The 23591-nt window shown below is 59.6% G+C and carries 19 protein-coding genes; 3 read left to right on the forward strand and 16 right to left on the reverse strand.

The window, feature by feature from the left end; genetic code table 11:
* Positions 1-3: 3 nt before the first annotated feature.
* From ASH01S_RS05755 to ASH01S_RS05780, 6 genes are read right to left on the reverse strand one after another with little or no spacing between them, the layout of a single operon-like run.
* Positions 4-969 carry an ABC transporter permease gene (locus ASH01S_RS05755; RefSeq protein WP_067924978.1) on the reverse strand — a complete coding sequence of 322 codons (966 nt, stop codon included), beginning with the start codon at positions 967-969 and terminating at the stop codon, positions 4-6.
* A gap of 52 nt (positions 970-1021) precedes the next feature.
* A complete protein-coding gene (locus ASH01S_RS05760) occupies positions 1022-2806 on the reverse strand; it encodes a peptide ABC transporter substrate-binding protein (protein ID WP_067924981.1) in 1785 nt (594 codons plus the stop codon).
* A complete protein-coding gene (locus tag ASH01S_RS05765; RefSeq protein WP_245628948.1) occupies positions 2803-3645 on the reverse strand; it encodes a sugar phosphate isomerase/epimerase family protein in 843 nt (280 codons plus the stop codon). Before ASH01S_RS05765 ends, ASH01S_RS05760 begins: the two co-directional genes overlap by 4 nt.
* Before the next feature lie 58 nt (positions 3646-3703).
* A complete protein-coding gene (locus tag ASH01S_RS05770) occupies positions 3704-4756 on the reverse strand; it encodes a Gfo/Idh/MocA family protein (RefSeq protein WP_067924991.1) in 1053 nt (350 codons plus the stop codon).
* Positions 4757-4783: 27 nt separating this feature from the next.
* Entirely contained in the window at positions 4784-5764 is a 981-nt protein-coding gene (locus ASH01S_RS05775; RefSeq protein ID WP_067924993.1) for an ROK family protein, read from the reverse strand.
* The gene (locus tag ASH01S_RS05780) at positions 5757-6485 is read right to left on the reverse strand and encodes an N-acetylmannosamine-6-phosphate 2-epimerase (RefSeq protein ID WP_067924996.1); all 729 of its coding nucleotides are present in this window, start codon (positions 6483-6485) and stop codon (positions 5757-5759) included. Before ASH01S_RS05780 ends, ASH01S_RS05775 begins: the two co-directional genes overlap by 8 nt.
* Positions 6486-6639: 154 nt before the next feature.
* Here ASH01S_RS05780 and ASH01S_RS05785 point away from each other — a divergent pair, with 154 nt between their 5' ends.
* On the forward strand, positions 6640-7476 hold the full coding sequence (locus tag ASH01S_RS05785; protein WP_067924999.1) for a metallophosphoesterase family protein: 837 nt from the start codon (positions 6640-6642) through the stop codon (positions 7474-7476).
* A 26-nt stretch (positions 7477-7502) separates the two neighbouring features.
* Positions 7503-9203, forward strand: coding sequence for a DUF4855 domain-containing protein (locus ASH01S_RS05790; protein ID WP_067925002.1), 1701 nt, complete (start codon positions 7503-7505; stop codon positions 9201-9203).
* Between the two features lie 67 nt (positions 9204-9270).
* Here ASH01S_RS05790 and ASH01S_RS05795 read toward each other — a convergent pair whose 3' ends face one another.
* The 10 genes from ASH01S_RS05795 to ASH01S_RS05835 all read right to left on the reverse strand — a co-directional run bounded on the left by ASH01S_RS05795 (position 9271) and on the right by ASH01S_RS05835 (position 22347).
* Positions 9271-10131, reverse strand: a complete 861-nt coding sequence (locus ASH01S_RS05795; protein ID WP_067925003.1) for a MurR/RpiR family transcriptional regulator — start codon at positions 10129-10131, stop codon at positions 9271-9273.
* A 164-nt stretch (positions 10132-10295) separates the two neighbouring features.
* Positions 10296-11117, reverse strand: a complete 822-nt coding sequence (locus ASH01S_RS05800) for a sugar phosphate isomerase/epimerase family protein (protein WP_067925004.1) — start codon at positions 11115-11117, stop codon at positions 10296-10298.
* A gap of 158 nt (positions 11118-11275) precedes the next feature.
* Complete coding sequence (locus tag ASH01S_RS19215; protein WP_245628945.1) at positions 11276-11428, reverse strand: MFS transporter; 153 nt, start codon at positions 11426-11428, stop codon at positions 11276-11278.
* Positions 11429-11445: 17 nt separating this feature from the next.
* Positions 11446-13251 carry an ABC transporter ATP-binding protein gene (locus ASH01S_RS05805; protein ID WP_067925007.1) on the reverse strand — a complete coding sequence of 602 codons (1806 nt, stop codon included), beginning with the start codon at positions 13249-13251 and terminating at the stop codon, positions 11446-11448.
* A complete protein-coding gene (locus tag ASH01S_RS05810) occupies positions 13244-15025 on the reverse strand; it encodes an ABC transporter ATP-binding protein (RefSeq protein WP_067925009.1) in 1782 nt (593 codons plus the stop codon). The genes ASH01S_RS05805 and ASH01S_RS05810 overlap by 8 nt, the downstream gene beginning before the upstream one ends.
* Positions 15026-15201: 176 nt before the next feature.
* A complete protein-coding gene (locus ASH01S_RS05815; RefSeq protein ID WP_067925012.1) occupies positions 15202-16014 on the reverse strand; it encodes a helix-turn-helix transcriptional regulator in 813 nt (270 codons plus the stop codon).
* Positions 16015-16144: 130 nt separating this feature from the next.
* Complete coding sequence (locus tag ASH01S_RS05820; protein WP_067925015.1) at positions 16145-16372, reverse strand: hypothetical protein; 228 nt, start codon at positions 16370-16372, stop codon at positions 16145-16147.
* Positions 16373-16430: 58 nt separating this feature from the next.
* On the reverse strand, positions 16431-17792 hold the full coding sequence (locus ASH01S_RS05825) for an MFS transporter (RefSeq protein ID WP_067925017.1): 1362 nt from the start codon (positions 17790-17792) through the stop codon (positions 16431-16433).
* Positions 17793-17872: 80 nt separating this feature from the next.
* Positions 17873-20746 carry a DEAD/DEAH box helicase gene (locus ASH01S_RS05830; RefSeq protein WP_067925019.1) on the reverse strand — a complete coding sequence of 958 codons (2874 nt, stop codon included), beginning with the start codon at positions 20744-20746 and terminating at the stop codon, positions 17873-17875.
* Positions 20743-22347, reverse strand: a complete 1605-nt coding sequence (locus ASH01S_RS05835; RefSeq protein WP_169794189.1) for an SWIM zinc finger family protein — start codon at positions 22345-22347, stop codon at positions 20743-20745. The genes ASH01S_RS05830 and ASH01S_RS05835 overlap by 4 nt, the downstream gene beginning before the upstream one ends.
* 203 nt (positions 22348-22550) lie before the next feature.
* Between ASH01S_RS05835 and ASH01S_RS05840 the strand changes: the two genes are divergently transcribed.
* A complete protein-coding gene (locus ASH01S_RS05840) occupies positions 22551-23558 on the forward strand; it encodes an LLM class flavin-dependent oxidoreductase (protein WP_067925024.1) in 1008 nt (335 codons plus the stop codon).
* Positions 23559-23591: the final 33 nt, after the last annotated feature.

Genomic DNA, 23591 nt, shown 5'->3' on the forward strand with positions numbered 1-23591 from the left:
AGGTCACCCCGTATATCCGAACTTTCGAATACGCGGGTCAAGCACGCTGTAGACCAGGTCCACAATCAGGTTCATGACCATAATCACCACCGAGTACAACAGAGTCGAATCCATGATGAGCGGGTAATCGCGCGTTGAGGCCGCGTCGGTAAAGATGTGGGCCAACCCCGGCAGACCGAACAATTGCTCAATGAAGACGGTCCCCATCATCAGGGCCGCCAAGTGCGGTCCGACCACCGTGACGAACGGTAGCAGCGAATTGCGCAGGGCATGTCCAAACGCCGCCTGCCATAGCCCCCCGCCCTTGGCAAATACGGTGACGATATATTCAGAATGAAGGCTCTCCATCAAACTGTTGCGCATGTAACGCGACATGGAGCCTATCATGGGTATGGCCAGTGAAAGGACGGGCAAGACAAAATACCGGGGTCCTTGGTAACCGAGTACAGGAAGCAGGTGGAACCAAACGCCAAATACGAGCATGAGAAAGACGGCCACGACATACGATGGCACAGCCGTACCGACCATGGCGACGAACATCGTGGTGCCGTCCATCCAAGTGTTCTCGCGGATGGCCGCCAAGGTGCCAGCAGCAATCGACAGCACCACCGCTACGGCAATTGAAGTGAATGCCAGACCGAGCGATAGAGGAAAGGTCTGGCGAATCAACGTCACCGTGTCCGTATTGGGGAATTCAAACGAGTATCCCATATGAAACGTGATGAAATGCCAGACGTAGTACCAGTATTGAACGTACCAAGGGTCATTCAAGTGGTACTCCTTGGCCAGTTCCTGGGCGACCACATTGTCCAAGCCCATACTGGTGGCAGCCGCCGCAATGTTTCCGACATATTGATTCAGTTGTAGAAAACTCCCAGGCGCCGCTTTCATTAAAAAGAACGTCACCAGGCTGACGATGAAGAACGCCACAATGATGTACAGGACACGCCTGACGAGATACTTAAGCAACCCCGTCCACCTCTCACCGCCCAGGGGGACGTGGCCCCTGGGCGTGAATCGTTTAGTTGGACCCGCCTGCCGCATGAATGTCATTGAACCAATACGGTGGATTGGTCAAAATGAAGTTGTTGGGCGTGTAACCAGTAAAGGTAGACCGCAGCAGGACAGGGTTTTTGGGTGTGTACACCGGGATGTCGTAGGCCCGCTGCTCACGCGTCACGTAAAACTGTTTCAACAGGTTCTCGTCCTGAGTCTGATACGCCTTCACACCTGTCTTCACGTAATCAATATATTGCTTTGGTAGGTATTTTTCATAGATGGCCACCTCTTCCGACTCTTTCTTAGTCGGATTGAGGCTCGTATCACTGTCAATCTGATACCAGCGTTGATACACGTCCGGCGGCAGAAACTGACTGTGCAAGCCACCGTTGCTGTACAGCCAATCCCCCAAATCCTGCGGCAATTTGAGTTCGGGGTAAGAACCTTGCTGAGAATTGTTCACCCAGCCCACTTCGTTGGCGGGCAACTGCTTTTTCATGTCTGTCAGGTACTGCCCCCACTCTTCGCCCTTGAAAACCACCTTCACCCCGAGTGTCTGCTGCCACATCTGTTGAATCGCTTCTGCTACGTGGTCTGTGGTCGATCCGACCAGCAACACAACTGTGGGAAAGCCCTTCCCGCCTGGGTATCCGGCCTTGGCCATCAGTTGTTTGGCCTTTTCCGGGTTGTACGAGATGCCTGTGTCCTTGACCCACGGCTCCTGCCACTGCATGAGGAACGGATCATAAGCCGGGATGGCAGTGCCATTGAGGACGCTCTTGCATATCGCCTCTTTATCAATCGCCATTTCGAATGCCTTGCGCACGTCCTCGTTCTGCAAGGCCTTGTTCTTAGAAGGCATGACCTCCAGCGTGTATTGCGCCTGTGTGTTCCAATAGTGCAGCTGGCTTTTCAGGGTCGGATCGGCATTGACCGCGGCGACGTCCTGGGAGCTGAGCAGTGCACAGTCCAAGGTTCCGTTTTTGAACGCCAGCAACTGGTTGATGTTCGATGAAAATTGCACAGTAATCTTCTTTAAATTGACTCTGCCCCAGTAGTAAGGGTTGGGCACCAAGGTCGCGGATGTCTTGTTTTGAAAAGAGGCAAGCTTGTATGGGCCGTTGCCGACCACCTTGCTGGGATTGGACCAATCGTCCGGCTTCATGTTCTCGATGACCTTCTTATCCACCGGCACAATCCAAGCCGACGTATTCAACGTCATATCCCGTAGCAGGTGATTGTCTTTTTGGCTTAGCTTCATCTGCAGAGTGTGGTCATCGAGGGCTTTGACCCCCAAAGCGCTCATCGGCTTTTGCCCGGTGCGGCACTGGACAATGTTTTGAATCGGCACGTCGGTAATCGGCACGGGACCGTGCTTGGTCTCCTGAGCGGTCTGCAAACTGACGGCGCGCTGAATCGAGTAGACAAAATCCTCTGCGGTCACCGGGTCGCCATTGGAAAACTTGGCGTTTTTGCGCAAGTGAAACGTCCAGACCGTGTAGTCGCTGTTGTGCTCGATTTTGTCAGCAACCCCCAGCTCGTACTTGCCGTCCGGTCCACCATGCACAAGCCCCTCAAAGATTCCCGCCGAATCCAGGAACATCTGGAACGTCCACAGCGCTGGGTCAAAGCCGCTGCTGCCGTCGTTCCAGTACAACGAAAACGTGTCCGCCGCCTGCTTTGGTGTCGATTTCGTCGGCGCAGTCGCCTGGTTTTGCCCGACGTTGCCGCCCGCACAGCCGGCGACCAGTCCGGCTGCTGTCAGCACGGCTAGCGCATGCGCCCCCATCCGTTTCCCTCGCTTCACATCAGACTCCCCCTTTGGTCTTCGTCTCCGGCAGCACTAATCCAGCGATCCAGCGCCTGCAAACTTTCCAACACGCCGGCCGCCTCGTCTCCGCCGCCTTCGTATTCCAGCGAGATACACCCGCTGTACCCGTATTCCTGGAGCCGCGTTAAGATGGGCCCGAGCGGAATCACCCCCTTCCCGCAGATGACCGACTGATAGCGAGTCCCGTCGATGGCCGGATACCCCTCATCACCCGCGGTCCGACGAAAGTCTTTTACGTGTACGTGAACTATCCTGGGCAGCAATTCATCCAACGCTGCCAGTGAAGACTGCCCGACCAAGATGAAATTGCCAGTGTCAAATGCAGCTTCCAGGGCGGGACTACCCACCTCGTCGAGAATCCGCTGCACCTGCTCGCCGCGTCCGGCCAACTGCCCGTGATTCTCCAGCGCGAGTGTAAGGCCGCATCGCGCTGCCGCTTGTGCCGCCGCCCGCAATCCGCTGACGATATACTGCAGCCCGACGTCAAAATCGCATTCTGGCTTCGCATCGCCCGCAAACACCCGCACCACTTTGGTGCCCAGAGCTTCTGCTACCGGCAGACCGGTAAGAATAGCCTGAAGGGCCTGGTCTCGCCCCGCTCGGTCCGTTTGCACAAAGTCGTTAGTCACTGCATAGGCGCCGACCTGCATTTCGTGCTCACGCAAGAACTGCTGCACTGCGGCCAGTTCCCGTTCGATGTCGCGCCAAAACACGTCCAACAGCTCGACGCAGTCAATGCCATTCTTCGCGCAGAAGTTCAGGAAATCCATGACGCTCCAACCCTGGTCGTAGAACTTGCGGTGCATGCTCCACATGCTCACGCACAACCTCATGTCTATACCCCCGTCCCGCGAAATTGGGCCGCTTGCACTCTCAGAGGCGCACCTCCCGCCCTGTCTCAGCCGAACGCACGATGGCCAGCAGCATCTGGACCACCTTTTGCCCCTGCTGGACCGTGCACAGCGGCTGTTGGCGCCGCTGAACACAATCGACAAAGTGATAGATTTCGTCCCGGTAGAAGTCGTTGCCTTCCACCGACAGTCTGGACTCGGTCAACACCCGGTTGTGTTCACCGTAGAACACGGGCGGATCGAGCGTTATCCCACCACGGTCGCCAAACACATCGACCTTCAGCGCGTCATCTTGGGGGCCGTTGACCGCCCAGCTGACCTCCAACTGCATGACCAGACCGCCAGCAAAGCGCAGGTACGCTGTCGCAAAGTCCTCCACGTCAAACACCTGGTTCTCCTGGTTGGCCGCATCGGAGGACTGCCAGCGCGAAGCCATCAAGGTCTGGTAGCGCCCGATGCCCTGTACCAATTGCCCGGAGACGCTGACCAAATCCGGCATTCCGACCATCCACCAGGCTAAATCGAGAGCGTGCACACCGATATCCATAAGACACCCGCCGCCGGATTTGGACTTATCCGTAAACCACCCGGCCGGCGTTCCGCGCCGACGCAGGATATGCGCCCGCACGTAATACAACCGGCCCAAGTCGCCCGCGTCGAGAAACCGTTTGACCGCCTGCACGTCACTGCGAAAGCGGTGTGTCATACCGACCATGCAGATGCGCCCGGCACCCTCTGCCGCCGCCACCAATCGTTCGGCATCCTCAGCATCGGAACACAAGGGCTTTTCCACCAGCACATCCACCCCATGTGCAAACGCCGTCTGCACCAATTCAGCGTGCGTTCGGTTGGGTGTACAGATGCTGACCGCATCCAACCGCTCCTGCTTGAACATGGCTTGAGCGTCTGTATAGACAGCCTTGGCGCCAAACTCGTCTGCCAATTTGCGGGCGCGGAGGGCATCCAAATCGGCCAACGCAGCCAGTTCCACGTCCGGGTGGCTCTGATAGTGCGGCAAGTGCGCCACCCGCGCGATAGTGCCGGCGCCAATCACTCCGACTCGCAGCCGTTCCACTGAAACTCACTCCCTTAACTTCGTGATTTATCCCCCGCATTGCCACCAAATCAGTGAGGCGGCACCAATCACACCCGCCCTGGCGCCCAACTGTGCCGGCACAATAGGCACCGGCTGCACCAGAGACGACATCCCGAGCCCCCGCACACGCGCGGCCAACTGCGAGACGAAAGCAGGGTTGGCGGCAACCACGCCACCGCCTACCACAACCACTGTGGGGTTGAAGGTGTGAATCAGGCTTACCACCGCATGCGCCAACGCAGCCAGCGCGTCATCCAGCGTCTCTCGGGCCAATGCATCGCCCGCCTCCGCCCACTGAAACACCATCGCCGTCGTCACACCGTCCAACCCGTGGCTGGACAGATACTCGCGAGCAACTGGCGAGACATCGGCCGGTTGCGCAGCCAAGCGTTCCTGCAACCGCTCCACCAAACCATGTCCGGAGGCGTAGGCTTCGACGCACCCGGTCGATCCGCACGTACACCGCGGCCCCCGGAAGTTCACGCATAGATGCCCAAGCTCGGCAGCTCCGCCCCAGGCTCCATGCAAAATGCGGCCGCCCGTCACAACCCCGCCTCCGATGCCAGTGCCGATAGTCAGGCCCACCGCGTCGCCGTGACCCTTGGCAGCTCCGGCCCACACCTCGGCCAGCAGGGCGGCATTGCCGTCGTTGTCGACGCGCACGGGCAGTCTGGTGGCCTGACCAATCCTCTCCGCAAGCGGCACCTGACTCCATTCGCGCAGGTTGGCCGTCGCCGAGCGTACGATGCCCTGCTCTGCATCGACTTGACCCGCCGTGCCCACCCCGATGCCGCGGATGTGTATCGCGTGTCGCTGTGCCCGCGCCGCGAGATAATGCAACAGGTCGAAGACCGCCTTGAGCACCGCCTCGCCGCCCATTTCCGGCGTCGGCACGGTCAGCGCGCCCCGCAGACCGCCGGTCTCATCAACTAGGCCGGCGGCGACCTTCGTCGCACCGATGTCGACTCCGACGACACACTCAGACACGCTGCTCACCCTCCGCCGTCTGCTCCTGCAGACACCGGTGCAAAGACTCGACAAACGACTGCGTAATCTCCTGCGGCCGGGTGATTGCTGAACCGACAACCACCGCCCAGGCTCCCAAGCGCAGACACTGCGCCGCCTGCCGCGGCGTACGGATGCGCCCTTCCGCCACCACCGGTATGCTCAGGGACTCGCTGAGCGCTCCGATGAGAGGGAAGTCAGGCTCTTGTAAGGGAAATGTGTATTCCGTATAGCCAGACAATGTGGAGGCCACAACATCTGCTCCTGCCTGCGCCGCGAGAACCCCCTCGTGATACGTGGACACATCCGCCACCACCACAACTTCTGGAAAGCGTTGTTTCACCAGAGCCACGAATTCGCTGCCAAGCTGGCCGCCCGGACGTGGTCGCTGAGTCGCATCCACGGCCACGATATCTGCGCCCGCTCTCAACACCTCCTCCACGTCCTCCAGCGTTGGTGTGATGTACACGTCACTCCCGTGGCACTTGCGTTTCAGAATGCCAATCACGGGTAGAGTCGTGACCGATTTGATCTGTCGAATGTCGTTCGCTCCGTTTGCGCGAATCCCAACCGCTCCCCCACTTTCCGCTGCTATCGCCATGCGTGCCATGATGTCCGCGCCGTAGAGCGGCTCGTTTTCCAGCGCCTGACATGAAACGATGAGCCCTCCTCGGATTTTCTGCAGTATCGATTCTTCTGTCATTTCTTCCCACCCAGTCGCGGATTCCCTATTCTGTGCTGCCCTTGATTCTAGCTATTCTTCGCTGAAGAGAAATATCCTCCTTAAATTTTTTATTTGACGGATTGATTTTTCATGACAGATAGAGATACCATTCAGATAAAGTGAGGTGAGGCGCATGCACGGCCCTGATTTATCGTTTGCCGTCCTGTCGGACCTACACTTCATGGCGTGGAAAGATACGCTGGCACCTGTCGAATGGGTGCCTCAGGTCATCGACAGTCTGGAAGATGCGGTTTGTCAACAACCCGACTTTGTTGTCCTCAATGGAGACCTGACCAACGGCAAGCGGCGGGACTATGACCTGGCGTTCCAAGCGATTCGCCAAGTAGTGCCCTGCCCCGTGTACTGCACCATGGGAAATCATGAGTATTACGGCTTCTATGAACCCGAGGACTACGCACCGCACCCCTTCAGCCCCGAGCGCGCCCAGCGTCGGTTTCTGGACTACACGGGGCTCAAAAACATCTATTACCAAGTTCAGACCCGGATGGGAACCTTCTTGTTTCTCTCCTGCGAGTCCTACTCGCCAGACTTGAAGGACGCCGGATGGCTGTCCGACCGCCAGCTCGAGTGGCTGTCCAAGCGACTGACCTCTGCGCCTGCGGGCCCGGTATTCACCTTTGTCCATCAACCGGTCAACCGCACTGTGGCAAAGTCTGAATACACCCTGGTCCAATCCGAGGTGCTGCGCAACATCCTCAAGACTCGTCCCAACACCATCCTGTTCAGCGGCCACACCCACTGCAGAATGGATCGCGTCGACCAACTGGTTCGTCAGAACGGAACCTGGTTTGTCGGTGGCGGCTGCCCCCACGGTGACTACCCTCAGTTCCGCTTCGTGCAGGTGTACACAGACCGTGTTGCCCTGCGTCTGCGCGATTGCAGTCAGAAACGATGGCATGAGGAGTACCAATACGTGCTGTCGCTGCCCGACCTAAACCTTGGGTCCTAATTCTGCTTGCTGAAAGGAGACGTTGTATGAACACAGGCAAGTGGTCCAGGCTCGGCGCATCCACCATCGCGGGTGCCGGGATGATGGCGCTGTTGTCCGCCCCGACTGCCGCGAGTCCAACCCCAAGCGACGTCGATTTGGCTCTGCATCGCCCTTATCAAGTCTCCACGTCGGTCATCGACGACGTCTACCACGCGTCCGAAACAGTCAACTTTCCCGACGACGGAAGCAAGCTGACCGATGGTGTGGTCGGCCCCGCGAGTTGGAGCGCACACGGTCCGTGGGTCGGCTACCTGCGCCAAGATCGGCACAATGTGACGGTGGACCTGGGAAAGTCACAGACCCTGCATAAGTTGGACGCCTGGCTCTTGCAGGACACAGCTTCTGGCATCTATTTTCCACGTCATATGAAATTTTCCGTCTCTTTGGACGGAAAGCACTGGTCCTGTGTCGGCACAGCCAAACCCTCGATTCCTATCAGCCAGAAGGGGGTATTCACTCAGGCGTATACCGTCTCCCACCTGAACGTCATCGCCCGCTATGTGCGTTACACGTTCTATGACGACGTGTTCGTGTTTCTGAGTGAGGTCGAAGCGTTTGGCCTGCCAGGAATCCAACCGGGCGCGGTGCGCCCACGGCCCACGCCCTCCCGGCCCGATGGTGATGCAGGTTTTCCTCGGGCGGGATCCGTCGCAACATCAGGCCGCCGGGCTGAGGTATTGATTCCCAGCGGATACTATTCGAGTCAGCCTGAACTCGGCGTCTGGCACTTGAACGAACTGCTGCCTTACGTCGCCTATCTAAACACCCGCCAGCAGATCCGTGGACGCATGTTTGACAGCTTCTTGTTCACACCCTTTGATACCGGTCCCAGCGGGGGCAGTTACGGCACGGGCACCGCCACGCAAGCAGATTGGAAATACTTCGCCGACCAACTGTTCCAGAGTGGACTGCAGCTGGACGCCTTGGACCAGGCAGTCGCCCAAACCGACCAAGCCCTGCATCAAAAGAACTGGAAAGCCAAGGTGGTCATCGGCATCCCGTTTCCAGGCCTGAACAGCAACTGGGGAGATGGACTGGATTTTAACCCAGACCACGTTGGCCAAGCACAGTCGCTGGCCAACCGTGAGGCGGCGGTGCGCTGGTATGTCTCCTATGTCAAGCGCAAATTCGCCTCCGCTGGCTTCCGGCACCTGGAACTCACCGGATTCTATTGGCAAAACGAGAGTGTTTACTTACAATGGACACCCAACGATGAAAAGCTCATTCGCGACACCGGACGCTTCGTTCACTCACTCGGCCACTACACATTTGACTGGATTCCCTACAACGAAGCTACCGGCTTTCGCGATTGGCGTTGGATGGGATTTGACACCGCCCTGATGCAGCCGAACTACGCATTCACCACTGGCGCCACCGTGCAGCGCCTGCAATCCACCGCCCAGTTGGCGAGACACTACGGATTGGGCATCGAAATGGAGATGCACTGGGACATTACCCGCACCGACAGCCTGGGGACTTGGGCGCGACAGAACTACCAAGACTATTTGAGCGCGGCGTACACATATCACTACCAAAACAGCTTTTTGGCGTGGTATCAAAACACCACAACTCTGCTCGACTGCGAGACCAGCCAAACCCCGGCGATTCGCCAGGTCTACGACGAAACGTATCAGTTCATCCACGGTCAATATCAGCCCGTCAATCGGCCCGGCGGTGTCAGCTGATCCACAAGTGTTCCGGAGCATCCGCACCGGCCCGCCCACGCGCGCGCAGCTTGGACGGGCAATTTCCTCAATACAGCTTATCAAGCACGGATTTCGCCGTGGTGTTCAAGGAACGGAATGCGGACTCTCGATGGCGCATGGCGACCACCGTGGACAGGATGTCGAGTACGTGGATCTGTGCCAGCTTGGAAGAAAACGCTCCTCCCTGTAGCGGTGTTTCCTTTGCCGCCCCCAAAAGGATGGCGTCCGCATACTGAGTGATGGGGGAACGGGCGTGATTGGTGATGCAGATGACATAGGCCCCGTTTTGCTTGGACATCTTCACCGCGTCAACCAGGTCCTTGGTGCTCCCAGACGTCGTAATGCCGACCACCACGTCCTCAGGTGTAACCATAGACGCGTTCATTGCAATCACATGCGCATCGGACGCGCAATCCGCATGAAATCCTAGCCTCATGAACCGATACTTGGCGTCCGCCGCAGTGATTCCGGAGGAACCCACACCGAAAAACATCACGCGCTGGCAGCGAGCCAATGCCGAGCATGCCTTTTCCAACTCGGCTTCCTGCAAGAGGCTGTGCGTATCCTGCAGGGTTTGTGTGTTATGCGCCGTGATCTTCTCGGCCATGGTCGGGACGTCATCCGAGTCTTCGATACGTCCGTGCACGTGCTGACTCGGAGAGACAAGGTCTTGGGCCACCGCCAGTTTAAACTCCTGAAAACCGCGATACCCGAGCTTACGGCAGAAGCGGATGACGGTAGTCTCGCCCACACCGGCTTTTTCGGCTAAATCGGTGACCGAAGAATATACCGTAGTCTCCGCATCGGCCAGGACCGCATCGGCCACCTTTTGCTCAGCCTTGGACAGAGACGGATATACGCTGCTAATCATCGTCAAAGACCGTTGACCGGTGCCTGCTTTGTTCATACACCCATCTCCACAGGGAATGTTATCTCCACAATTCTATCATACGTCGGAAATATCCGCCGCAAGTCCAAAAGAGGAGTCACATTCACTCCCGGACATGGCCTTATTGCGACTCGGAACCGCATAGGTTCCTCTGATAACCAGCCCGTTCGTGAAAACAGGATTTATCCGCCCAGAATGCAGCGCAGTTGGCGGACCACATCGTCAGCAATTTGCGAGCTGAAGTGGCGATAAGGGGTATACTCGGCTGTCAGATAATCGTCGTAGCCGATGCTTTGGAGCGCCTGCAGCACGGCAGGCCAAGCCACGTCCCCCGACAAGAGCGGCACGAAGCCGTGAATATTGCCTACCGCTCCAGCGAAGTCCTTGACATGCACCTTGAGGATATGATCCCCCAGTATGCGAATCCACTGCTCGGGATACCCAAAGGCAAGGACGTTGCCGACATCAAAATACACCCCTATCCAGGAAGAACCGACCGATTCCACGTAACGCTTCATCTCCAAAGGGGAGAGCAAAAACTTGTTCCACACATTTTCAATCCCGATTTTCACCCCGAAGCTCCGCGCGTCTTCCACCAGCGCCGCTAATTCCGCCAGGCTGCGCTCATAGCATTCGTCGTAGGACACTTCAGGCGTCACCACGCCCGGGACAACCAAAACGGCGTCCATCTCAAGCCACGACGCAATCTCCAACTGCTTGCGAACAATACTGCGAGCCATTGTGCGGACCTGGGCATCTGGAGAAGAGAGTGGAAAATCCCACAACAGCCCCGTGGCCAAACTTTTCAGTTCCAGCCCGACCGCCTTCGCCTGCTTGTCTATCGCCCGCACGTCGGCCGGGGAACTGTCAAGCGTCAACCCCTGCACCCCGGATGGCTGCAGGTTCAACTCCACGCCGTCCACCCCCGCTCTCGCGCACGCCTCAAACACCAAGTTAAGAGGTGCTCCTTCGCCAAAACACCACTGGTTCAACCCAATCTTCACATGTTTCCCCCACTTCCCTGGACCACGCGGCGAGCGATTACGCCTGCACCCGCGCTCCTTTATGCACCCGACGATGGTCAACAACACAGTCGCCACAGCCGTGAATGGCAGCCAGGCTACCTTGTAAACACGGTACACTTGTTCGGCACATGCGACAATCAGCGCAACACGTCCCCCAACTGCTGACCATCGAGCCCGTGCAGTCCGAGATACAAATTGAAGTACGGTCCAAACACCGCGACCGTACCGTAGACGAAAAAGTAGCCACATGACATGCGCACGTAGTCTGTTCTCGACATGTTGTTCCCCATCGTGCCCACCACCTGCATCACGCCAAAAACCGGTACTGGGCCTCGACCAGATGGTAGTAGTGGCCACGTTCCGCCATCAGCTCTGTGTGCGTGCCACGCTCGACAATCTGGCCGTGATCAAACACCAGGATCTGGTCCGCCTCGCGAATGGTTGACAGACGGTGCGCCACGACAAACGCGGTGCGACCGGAGAGGAGCACCTCCAGCGCCTTTTGGATGAGATGTTCCGTATACGTGTCAATGCTGGCGGTGGCCTCATCCAGTATCAGGATTTTGGGATCCGCGAGGATGGCGCGGGCGAACGAGATCAACTGCCGTTGGCCCATCGACAGCCGGCTGCCGCGCTCGCGCACCTCCGTGTGATAGCCGTTCTCCATCTGACGGATGAACTCATCCGCATACACGGCGCAGGCGGCGGCTATCACATCCTCGTCGCTGGCGGACGGATTTCCGTAGCGGATGTTGTCCATGATGGTGCCCGAGAAGATGAACGTGTCCTGCAGCACAATGCCAATCTGCTGACGCAGGCTGTCGGTCTGAACCGTGCGGATGTCCTGGCCGTCAATGCGGATGACGCCGGCAGTCGGATCGTAAAAGCGGGAGAGCAGATTGATGACTGTGCTCTTGCCGGCGCCGGTGTGGCCGACCAAAGCCACCGTCTCGCCCGGCTCCACACGGAAACTGACGCCATCCAGCGCCTTGCGGCCAGGTTCATACTCGAATTCCACGTCGACGAACTCGACCCGCCCCTCAATCGCCGGCAACGCGGGGGCGTCCACAGCGTCTTGTACGATGGGTTGGGTATCCAGATACTGAAATATTCGTTCGGACGATGCGGAGGCCACCAACAACTGATTGTAGACCTGGCCAAGCTGGGCAATTGGCGTCCAGAAATTTCCCAGGTAATTGGCAAACGAGACCAACAGACCGACCGTGACTTCCCCCGCGGTCAGCAGGTGAACGCCATAGCCGAACAGCAACGCGCTACCGACCGCTCCGGTCAGGTCCACCAACGGACTAAACACGATGCTGCGCCGTTGGGCGCGCAGAAACATGCGCATGTAGTCCCGGTTCATGTCCTCGAAGAAGGCCTGATTCTCGTCCTGCCGCGCGTACGCCTCGGTCACGCGCATGCCCTGAATGCTCTCCGCCAGGTGCGCGTTCATCTTCGACGTGCGCAGCCGCACCTGCTGCCAAGCCCGGCGGATGTTGACGGTCAGTCGCAGGGACAGCAGGAACATGAACGGCACCACGACCATCGTCACCAGCGCCAGCCTGGCGTTCAGGCTGAACATGATGACGATGATGCCGACCAGCGTAAACATGTTGGTGATGGAATTGATGACCCCGTTCGTGAACAGGTCCTGCAACGAGTTCACGTCGTTCATGATGCGCACCAACACCGATCCGGCCGGTCGATTATCAAAAAACGTCAACGACAGTTTCTGCACATGGCTGAACAGCTGCCGGCGCAAATCGCGAATGACGTTCTGTCCTAACAGGTTGGTGTAGTAAATACGCCGGTTGCTGGCATAAAAGTTGACAGCATAGAGCGCCAACAGAACGCCACAGTAGGTGATGAGCCGGCCGGTGTGACCGGTGGCGATGGCCGAGTCAATCACGCGCCCAACCACATACGGTGCGGCCAGCGTGACCAAGGCCGTCGCACAGGTGGCGGTGAAGGCGAAGACAATCACCTTCGGATACGCCAGCATATACCCGAGCAGCCGGCGGATCTGCCCCCAATCAAACTTCTCAATCCGCTCGTCTTCACGGTAAACAAACGGAGCCCGCAGGTCTGCCTGAACGTCCGACTTACACATGATGGCCTCCCTTTGGCGGCGAGAATCCACCAGCCACCGCAGCCAGGTGAGTGTCGTAATCGCGGAACTGCATGTCGAAGATGCGCCGATACAGCCCCTGCCGCGCCAGCAGCTCCTTATGGGTTCCCCGCTCGACAATCCGGCCGTGGTCAATCACCAGGATCTTATCCGCTCGTTTCAGCGTCGAGATGCGGTGCGCGATGATGAATGTGGTGCGCCCGCGCATGACCTCCTGCAGCGCCTGCTGAATCTGATACTCCGTCTCCATATCGACCGCGCTGGTCGCGTCATCCAGGATGAGGATGGACGGGTCCTGCAGGATGGCCCGGGCCAAGGCGATGCGCTGCTTCTGGCCGCCGGAGAGCCCCATGCCGCGCTCACCGACAATCGTCGCATAGCCATCGGGCAACTGCTCAATGAACTCGGCCGCGTCCGCCATTCGCGCTGCCCGCCTGACCTCCTCCAAGGTCGCGTCCGGGCGGCCGTAGGCAATGTTGGAGAAAATGGTGGTGGAGAACAGGAACGGCTCCTGGAACACGACCGCCACGTTGCGTCGCAGCGCCTCGAGATCCCACTGGCGGACATCCATGCCGTCCACCAGCACACGGCCGGAGCTGACGTCATAGAACCGGGGCAGCAGATTGACCAGCGTCGACTTTCCCGATCCGGTCAAACCCATCAGAGCCACGGTCTCGCCGGGAGCCACCTCCAGGTTGATGTCCTCCAGCACCCGGTTCTCCCCGTAGTCGACATTCACGTGCTCCAGACACACGCAGCCACGCATCGGCGAGCGATGGACGCCGTTTTGCGTGGTGATGTCCACCGGCGCCTCAAGGATTTCGAGCAGCCGTCCCCCGGCGGCGCGCGCCTGCGTCCAGTTGTTCAGATAGAACCCAAGATCCGCCAGAGGCCACAGGATGTACCACAGTACACTCAGAAACGCGACCAGGTCGCCCAGCTCCATGTGCTGATGCATGACCAACCAGCCGCCCACGAGCAGAATCAGCACGATGCCGACATTTCCGGTGATGCCCACCACGGGGAAAAACCACTTCCAGATATTGCTGGCGCTCAGGTTCGAATCGAAGTAGTCGTCATTGCGGTGGGTGAACTTGTCGAGCTCGAAGTCTTCCTTGGCGAACGACTTGACCGTACGGATGCCCATGATGGTTTCCTGCACACCCGAGTTCAGCGTCCCGAGACTTTGGCGGATACGGCGAAAGGCTTTGTGCAGCCGACGGTCGAAGAACACCCCGGCGAAGCCAAGAACCGGCATCAGGCAGAGCATGACCAGCGCCGGCCAGCCGTTCATCCACCACATCATCGCCATGCTGAAGCCGACAATCAGCCCCAGATTGACCAGGTTGTTGATGCCGAACGCAAGAAACATCCGGAACGCGTCCAGGTCCGCCGTCAAGCGAGACATCAGATCCCCGGTGTGGATTTCGTCATACCAGCTGAATGGCTGCCGGTTGAGTTTATGGTACAGTGCGTTGCGCAAGTCGTAGGCGGTGCGGCTGCCAAATAACTGGCCGGTGTACTGCTGCCCGAAGTTGAACACGCCTTTCACCAGGGCAGCGGCCAAAATTGCCGCAATCAACCAGGGTAAGTCCCCGTACGCATGGCCGATGATGACCCGATTGACAATCAACTTTAATAAGTAAGGATAAACCAGTCCCAGTACGGTCGTGACCACCAACAGGCCCATGCTCAGGTACATCCAGGGTAGATAGGGACGGTAAAAGTCGGACAATCGTCGAAACTCTCCCGCCAAGCAAAGCCCTCCCCATGCATCTGCGCCCTGAGTGACCAGGGCGGTTTTCCTCTCCGCACTCTGATGTGACGGAGAATTGACAACGTAGTTGAGATTTAACCACAAACGGGGAGGGTTGAGAATGACGTATCTGGTTGCATACTTTTCAGATCTGGCTATGTTTCGCCATTCGTCGCTTACTGCATCTGCTGGCGGTACTGTTTCGGAGAGACACCGTAACGATCCCGAAACACCCGGTAGAAATAGGAATAACTGCGAAACCCGGCCGACTCTGCCGCCTGCTCCAGTGTCATGGCGCTGAAGCGGATGCGGTCAGACGCCAGTTTCAGCCGCACATCCACGATGTACTGAACGATGGTGCAGCCAAACGTCTCCTTGAACAGATGAACCGCCCGCGATACGCTCAGGCCGACCTCGTCTGCGACATCCTGCAACGTGAGTTCGTCGCCGATATTCTGCTCAATAAACCGTTTCATACGGTGGGCTGCCAACGACTCCGGACTGACCACGCGGGTCTGCCATTCGTCCAGACTGCGGTCGATGAACAGGCACAGCACGCGCAGCAGGTAGTCGCTGATACGCTCATCGGTGCGGCCAATTCGCCGTTTCTCCCAGGCCACCTGACGCCACAAGGAGAGCATCGCGTCATCCAAGGGAATCGTCGCCAGACGCGGCCGGCAACGATTCCGCCACCACGCGTCCAGCCAAGGCCCGTCGCAGAAGATGTAATAGTCCGCGCTGCGCACCGGTGTCTGGTATGCGGACGGATCGCCGATGCGCAGCTCGTACGGCTGTTTCGGAGCCAGCAACAGGAGGTCCCCAACCCCAAGCGGGACGCGCCGGCCGTCAATCACGGTCTCCGCCTGACCCTCCACCTGCAGGCGCAGCAAATAGGTCGTAAAACCTTCCCGCTTCACCGAATAATACGGACGGTCGTGATAGCCGTATCCAGCCACCCGCACATACGTCCCCAATGTATCGTCGCTCACGTGCCGCCGTCACCTCCACGCCAGTTTACACTCCCTTGTTCATCGGGTCTAGGTGCAACTTCAGCGTTTTCATGAGGTTTTTGCCCGAGTCGAAGCGCATGGGGGAAGAGATGACAGCAGCCAGGCCCATTTACCGGCGCCCGTTTCGCCAGGCACGGATCCACGCCTGGTAGAATTGCTGCCACTCGGCCGAGACCCCGTCAGGAAGGCGGACATCCGGGGTTTCCTCATCCGCCGAGCGTGTCTTTGACCGCGCTTTCGTCCGCTTGGGGGCGTCTGACCCTGAGTGGGCCGCGCCGAGACCACGGCCACGCGCAACGGTGTCGGGCTCGGACGGGTGTCTTTGCCGATGGTTCATCACAGCAAGCCTCCTCTCTGCCAGCGGACGTGCCGATTGCGTACAGACTGTCCGGCTGCTAGGATTGAATATCCTCGGCAGCGGGCCCCGTCAACCGACCGGAACCGTACTCCATCGGATCCAAATCGGTCAACAGGAAGACGTAGCTGAGAATGCCGACCACCAGAATGAGAGCGGCGAGCAAGAAGGCGTACATGAACGATCCGGTGGCCTGCACAATAAATCCCGTAACAATCGGGGCCACGATGGCCATCGCATTGTTGCCAAAGGTCAGAATTCCAATCAGCGAGCCCACCATACCTTTGGGCGCGATAAAGGTCGGGATACTGTACGCGATCGACGAGGTGATGACCAGCGAGCCCAGCGCGATGGAGATGAAGGTGACCGCCACAATCGGTTTATGGGTGAGCGCCGCGCCGATGACCGATAGCCCAAGCAACATGCAGATGACGAGAATGGTCTTGCGCACGCGCAGGGAATCATGCCCTTGGTTCACCAGCTTGTCCACCAGCCAGCCGCCAATCAACAACTCCGAAATCGTCCCGACGAGCCACGGTATCGCCGAATACCACCCGGTCTTGAGAATGGACATATGCAGCGACGTTTCCAGGTAACCGGGCAGCCACGTTAAAAAGAGCCACCAGGAGTAGCCGTACGCAGCGAAACCGATGAAGACGCCCCAAACTTTCCGCTGCGTCAGCAGAAACTGGATGTTGTCCCATACGCCACCGGGCGCTTCTCCTTCGGATTGGGACCCGCCTTCCACGATGTAGGCATACTCGGCCTTCGACAAACGCTTGTCTTCGTGTGGATCGCGGTAGCTCACCCAGAAGAGAACCACATACAATACACTCAGCGCCGCTGTGAACCAAAAACCGCCACGCCAACCCCAGTGAGTGACAACCAGAGCGAGCAAGGGAGCGCCGATGGCGTTCGAAAACTTGGATTGCGCATCGAACAGGGAGACGGCGCGTCCCCGCTCATGGCGAGGGAACCAATAGCCCGTCGCCTTCGTGGAGGCAGGGAAATACGGGGCTTCCCCGATGCCCAGCAGAACGCGCGAGAGGATGACCAAGCCTTGCCCGGTCGCTATCGCGGTGAGGACGCAGGCTATCGTCCACACCATCGTACCCATCCGCGTCACCCATTTGACACCAATCCTGTCGAGCAAGGTCCCGGCGGGAATCTGCAACAATGCGTAGGACCACGCAAAGGCAGACAACAAGATGCCCATCTGTCCCGCTGTGAGATGAAATTCCTGGGTGATGGGCTGCGTAGCGATGGACATGTTCGTACGGTCGAAATAATTGATGATGACACCCACAGAAAGCAGCAGTGCAATCCACCAACGCCGACGTTTCGCCAATACCAACACTCCAATCTCGTTCTTCAAGCCGTGAATCGATGTCAGGCCGGTCATAATCTCCCGACCATCACAACAGCGCCTTGCCCGGCGGAGAGAGCCTCCGACCTGTCCGCCGGCGCAAGCTTCGGGCCATCTCATTCGCCGACCCATTCCCTCCTGAGACTGAACAGCTCTTTCAGCTCTTCATTGGACAGCTCGGTCAACCACTGCTCCCCGGCACCGACAATCCGCTCGGACAATGCCGTCTTCTCCAACAGCATCTGGTCAATGCGCTCCTCCAATGTCCCCATCGAGACAAACTTGTGCACCTGCACGTGCCGCTGCTGTCCAATTCGGTAGGCGCGGTCTGTCGCCTGCTCTTCGACAGCTGGGTTCCACCAGCGGTCAAAGTGAAACACGTGGTTGGCCGCCGTCAGGTTCAGTCCGACGCCTCCCGCCCGCAGCGAAAGGACGAAGACCCCAGCCGGATGGGTCGGATCCTGAAACTGGGCAACCATCTCTTCCCGATCCGCCTGCGGCACCGCTCCATGCAGAAACAACACGGGTTCTTTCAGCCGCTGGCCAAGCACCTGCTGGATCATCGTCCCCACCTCCAGGAACTGCGTGAAGATGAGGCACTGGTCGCCTTCCAGCCGCAGTTCCTCCACCATCTCGAGCAGCCGGTCGAACTTGTTGGAACGACCCTTGTAACGCCGTCCCCGCTCGTTCAGATAGACGGCGGGATGGTCGCAGACGAGCTTCAACCGTGTCAAAGCGGCGAGAATCAAGCCCCGGCGTTGCATCGCCGGAAGCCCGTCCATGGTGGTCAGCAGTTCATCCAACACGGTCTGATATAGGGCTGCCTGTTCGGAAGTCAGGTGGACATACTCGCGGGTTTCCGTCTTATCCGGCAGGTCCAGTTTAATCGAGGGATCCGTCTTCATCCGGCGCAGCAAAAACGGCTGCACCAACCGCTGCAATTGGCGCGTGCGTGCCTCATCCTGATGCCGCTCAATCGGGGTGACGAAACGCTCGGTGAAGCTTTTCAAGCTCCCCAGGTAGCCGGGATTCAGGAAAGCAAACAACGACCATAATTCGCTCAGGCGGTTTTCGACCGGTGTGCCGGTAAGCGCAATGCGGTGTCTCGCCTGAAGCCGGCGCACAGCCTGCGCCTGCTTGGTCGCAGGGTTCTTGATGTTCTGCGCCTCGTCCAGACAGACCGTACCAAAGCGAATCCGCTCCAAGTCCTTCCTGTCCAAGTGGGCCACCGTGTACGTGGTCACGATGACGTCCGCCTGCTCCACCGCTGCGGCCAGCGCATCACCGCGCATTCGGTTGCTGCTGTAATGGACATAGGCGCGCAATTCGGGTGCGAACTGACGCAGCTCCCTCTGCCAGTTGCCGAGCACCGAGGTCGGACAGACAATCAATGCCGGGCCATCCTGGCGGTCGCAGGCCAACAGATAGGCGATGAGTTGGACGGTCTTGCCCAGACCCATGTCATCCGCCAGGCAGGCCCCTAAACCCAATTCCCGCAGCCAACAGAGCCAGCGAAACCCCAACTCCTGATAGGGGCGCAACCGGCCCCGAAAACTGGCGGGAACCTCGCGCTGCGGAACCCCCTCGACATGGGCGAGGCCGCGCAGAGTCTTCTGCATAGCCGCCGGGAATACAAATTGCACAGCGCCGTCCACCTCGTCCGCGCCCCCGCCAATGTCGGGCTGAACGGCCGCGTCCTGGCCATTCGCGCCCTCCAGCAGCGCGTGCTGCAGGACGTCCATCATCGTCAGACCGCGTCGGCGCATGGAATCCAAGCGCCGACGCAAGCGCCGAAGATAGTCTGGGTGCAGCACCAGCCACTGGCCGTCGAGGTTGATGAGACGCTGGTTTCTGTCCACCAGGCGCCAGAATTCCCGCTCGTCCAATTCCGCCCCGCCAAGCGCCACCTTCCAGTCAAAGGCCAGGGTCTCGGCCAGTCCTACCCATGTGCGACCGCCCCGTGGAAGCTGGATATGGGCGCGCACCTGCGGCTTTATCGCCTTATCCAATCCCCACCAGGCGGGGACCATGACCTCACAGCCGGCTTGGCTCAGGCGCGGACTGGACTCGGTGAGGAACCGCCACGCCCCGGCAGCATCCAAGGAAGCGATGCCGTCCCGCCAGTCAAGGTCCAGCAGCCACGGGTCTTCCCTCAACCAACGCTGGGCGCGCTGCTGCGCCGCTTCCAGGTCCGCCAGCCATTCTCCCGGAAACGACGCGTCCGCCCGCGCCTCGGCCGCGGTCCACAACCGCCCTGGCTCCGCGTCCGCCTTGAACACCAGGCGTAACAGCCAAGGTTGTTCGGCGACGGGCGGATCGACCAGTTGCAGGGCGGGCTGTACGGGAGAAACATAGGCGTCCCAGCCGATAGACGCCAGCCACTCCTCACCCTCCATCCAAGACGGCAGCTTGCGCGCTGTCAACAGCGGCCGCGTCGCAAGCACCTCTTCCCACGCCTGCTGTACCTCGGGGTGAGCGGCTACCTCCTCCCAGATCACCGCGCTGCCCCACGCCTCCAGCGTCGCCCGCAGTGGCTGGGGAGGGGTCGAATCCTGCGGCCACAAGATGCGCCAGGTCAGGTTGGGCGCCTGCGGGTGAGCGGCCGGCGCCGAAGCCCATTCACTGTCCTCCGCGCTCGACTGCGGTGGTTGGCGCCGAAGCGCCGGCTCAAAGCGGCCCTCGTCCAAAGCCTGGGCCAGTACAGGCGCCCAGGTAAACGCCTCTTGACAGGAATCGGACCAGCGCCAGTCGGTGTGACGGTGATAGTGGGGACGCCGGAAATAGCGCAGCGCATGCGCCGGGGACAGACGAAAGCCGATGCGTCCGTCGCAGGTCTCCGTTTCGACCCAGGTCCCGTACACAGAATCAGGATCCCACGCGAACACCCGCAGCGCCAGTTCGTCTGTCGACATGGGTGCGCTCAGCTCAGCCGGACCTAACCACACCGCGCCGTCCGCTAGACGCTTCAGGTCCATCTGGATGGTGGTCATTGCGGCATCACCTTGGCTTTTTCCATCTCTTCCATCAACGCCCGCAGGCGCCGGTGGCGGGCCGTGAACCGCCCAATGTACGCCTCCCAGACATCCGTTTGTTTCAGCTTGCGATAATGTTTGCGCAATTGCTTGAGGCGCCGGCAGGCCAGGCGGTAATGCTCGCGGGTGCGCTGTTCAACCAGGCGATGGACCTGCTGATGCAGGATGGGCAGCAGCACCTCCGGCGCCCTTTGCTCCACCCATTTGCGCTCGTCGCTCGACACCGCATCGAGCCCCCCGGCCGTCATGACGTAGTCCGCCCAGTCGACAAAAGCGGCATGCTGCAGCAGGTAGTAACGATACTGGGTGGCGGTGGTCGGAAGATGCGCGCGAAGAAAATCGCGACACGCCCTCTGCGCGCTCTCCACGTGGTGCGCCAACGCCATCCAATGCTCCGCAAACACACCCGCCCATGCCTCGCCCTGCCGCAGTAAGGCGCTGACATCCCTGAGTGTGCGCCCGCACAGATCCCATCGGCCGCGTTGTTCCAGCGCCACCAACACGCGCACAGTCCCATCGAGATCGGCCGCCTCCAGCTCGCCCAGCTGTTGGAGGCCCGTATCCTCCTCACCGGCGAGGATTTGCAACAGCGCCTGCATCCGACGGACGCAGACCCACTCTTCACTGGCGGTGAATCCCCGCACGTGCAGGCGCCGCGCCTGCTGCTCCAGGTACACCCGCTCTTGTTTCAACAACTCCGGATACCGGTGCAGCCAGTGCAGCCACATCCACTCGAGCGCCGCCGCAGACGCCGGGAGCTCCCCTAGTTGATCGAAGAAGCGCTCGTGCAGCCAGTTTATCCAATCTCCCACCTGTCGTTCATCCAGGAGATGTAAGTCGTCCCCGATGGCCGCGAGCTGGCGCAGGTTCTCCTCCAATTTCCGAACCTCGTTGGCCGCAGAGCGAACCCAATAGGACAAGGAGATCGGGGTTTGCCCGCCCTGTCCCAGTTCCAACCGCTTCGCCAACGCCACCACGCGCACGACCACCGCGGCCAACTGCCGTTGGCTGGGAGACCACGACTTCGTCTGCTGGAGCAGGCCTTCACAGACCTGTTCCAGCTCGTAACCGTGGTAATACCCAAAGGAAGATAGGCTGTCGATCTGCGATTCCACGAACAGTGCCCAGTCGGTCAAGGCCGCGTTTGGGCGGAAGTCGCCCGCCGGAGCCACCTCATCGGATACCTTTAGGTGTCGGGCCACGCTGTCCAAGCCCTGCAGTCTCGATCCATGGACCAAGTCGTTCAGGGCGTCGAATGTGACCCCGGCCTCTTCCAACACCTGCAGGGCGACGGCCGCCAGGTGCTTGCACAGGTCCCCATACGGACAGGTGCACACGCTATGCTTTGGAAACGCGTCCACATCCAATTGGACGCTGTAGGATTCGGTCCCCTCCACGGTGGCGGTGACCAGGGTGCCCTCCATGGCCAGAGCCGTAACGCGGTTGTCCGCCAGGTACTGGAGCCCTCGCGCCAAGATGTGGGGCTGAATTTCGCTCTTGATGGACTCCGCCAGGTGCAGCCAGGTCAATAAGGAAACCATGTCCAACCTCCACCCCATCCGTCTCTCACCTGCACAGGGTAACCTATTCGCCCTGATGGGGCAACGGACCTGCCTGGACACACACCATACGGAAAGACGGGCCATTCGCAGGAGTTCCCGAAGAGGAGTACACTTCAAAGGGGAGGTTTGCTGCAGGCGGCCGACCCACGGCAAAAACAAGCCATCGCGGCCTTCTCGACCACGATTTTCAGTCAGGGGCGATGCAGATGAAGCTGAGCGTACTCGACCAATCTCCCATTGGACCGGGCGTGACCCCACGGGCGGCGTTGCAGGAGACGGTGCACCTGGCGCAGGCGGTGGAGCAACTGGGGTATCACCGGTTTTGGGTGTCAGAGCACCACAACACCGAACGACTGGCCGGCACCACTCCAGAGGTGCTGCTGGCCCATCTGGGCGCCAAGACCCAGCGTATTCGGATAGGATCCGGCGGCGTCCTGCTTCCTTATTACAGCTCACTGAAGGTGGCGGAAAACTTTCGCATGCTGCACGCTCTCTACCCAGACAGGGTGGACCTGGGACTCGGGCGGGCGCCGGGGGGCGACATGCGCACCATGCGGGCGATGCAGGACCGAGGCAAAGCATCCATCGACGACTACCCGGAGCAGGTGCAGACTCTCATCCACTTCCTGCATGACGATGTCCCAGCGGATCACAGATACCACGGCGTTCACGCCATGCCTGTGGGCTCTGGAGCGCCCGAGGTGTGGCTGCTTGGGTCCAGCGACGCCAGCGCCTACTACGCGGCCACGCTCGGCACTCGCTTCTCGTTCGCACAGTTCATCAACGGCTACGGCGGTCCTGAGGTGGTGCGGATGTATAAAGAGGCGTTTCGCCCCTCCCCGTACCTGGATCACCCCGAGGCCAACGCCGCCATCTTCGCGCTCTGCGCCGAGACCGAAGAGCAGGCCCGGCAGTTGGCGGCCATCATGGACCTGCGGCTGCTGTGGCTGGAGCAGGGCCGCGGCGGCGAGATTCCGACCGCCGAGGTCGCCGCATCGTATTCGTACACACCGTGGGAGCGCCGGCGCGTGGAAAACAACCGGGCACGGATGGTGTTCGGGACCCCGGCTCAGGTGCGCGAACAGTTGACCGCCTTGGCCCAGGCCTACGGCATTGATGAGTGGATCCTCGTGACCATCACCGACAGTTTCGAGTCGCGCTTGCGCTCGTACGAACTGATTGCCGAGGCGTTTGGCATCGCGCCGTAACCCCGGACTGGTCCACCACCCCGGCGTGTGCGT

The organism is Alicyclobacillus shizuokensis NBRC 103103, from assembly GCF_001552255.1.
Lineage (GTDB): Bacteria > Bacillota > Bacilli > Alicyclobacillales > Alicyclobacillaceae > Alicyclobacillus_G > Alicyclobacillus_G shizuokensis.

Bases quoted from the DNA above. Each gene is read 5' to 3' on its own strand.
- ASH01S_RS05765 (WP_245628948.1), bottom strand. From the start codon at position 3,645: ATGTGGAGCATGCACCGCAAGTTCTACGACCAGGGTTGGAGCGTCATG.
- ASH01S_RS05780 (WP_067924996.1), bottom strand. From the start codon at position 6,485: ATGACAGAAGAATCGATACTGCAGAAAATCCGAGGAGGGCTCATCGTT.
- ASH01S_RS05785 (WP_067924999.1), top strand. From the start codon at position 6,640: ATGCACGGCCCTGATTTATCGTTTGCCGTCCTGTCGGACCTACACTTC.
- ASH01S_RS05790 (WP_067925002.1), top strand. From the start codon at position 7,503: ATGAACACAGGCAAGTGGTCCAGGCTCGGCGCATCCACCATCGCGGGT.
- ASH01S_RS05795 (WP_067925003.1), bottom strand. From the start codon at position 10,131: ATGAACAAAGCAGGCACCGGTCAACGGTCTTTGACGATGATTAGCAGC.
- ASH01S_RS19215 (WP_245628945.1), bottom strand. From the start codon at position 11,428: ATGGGGAACAACATGTCGAGAACAGACTACGTGCGCATGTCATGTGGC.
- ASH01S_RS05805 (WP_067925007.1), bottom strand. From the start codon at position 13,251: ATGTGTAAGTCGGACGTTCAGGCAGACCTGCGGGCTCCGTTTGTTTAC.
- ASH01S_RS05820 (WP_067925015.1), bottom strand. From the start codon at position 16,372: ATGAACCATCGGCAAAGACACCCGTCCGAGCCCGACACCGTTGCGCGT.
- ASH01S_RS05825 (WP_067925017.1), bottom strand. From the start codon at position 17,792: ATGACCGGCCTGACATCGATTCACGGCTTGAAGAACGAGATTGGAGTG.
- ASH01S_RS05830 (WP_067925019.1), bottom strand. From the start codon at position 20,746: ATGACCACCATCCAGATGGACCTGAAGCGTCTAGCGGACGGCGCGGTG.
- ASH01S_RS05835 (WP_169794189.1), bottom strand. From the start codon at position 22,347: ATGGGGTGGAGGTTGGACATGGTTTCCTTATTGACCTGGCTGCACCTG.
- ASH01S_RS05840 (WP_067925024.1), top strand. From the start codon at position 22,551: ATGCAGATGAAGCTGAGCGTACTCGACCAATCTCCCATTGGACCGGGC.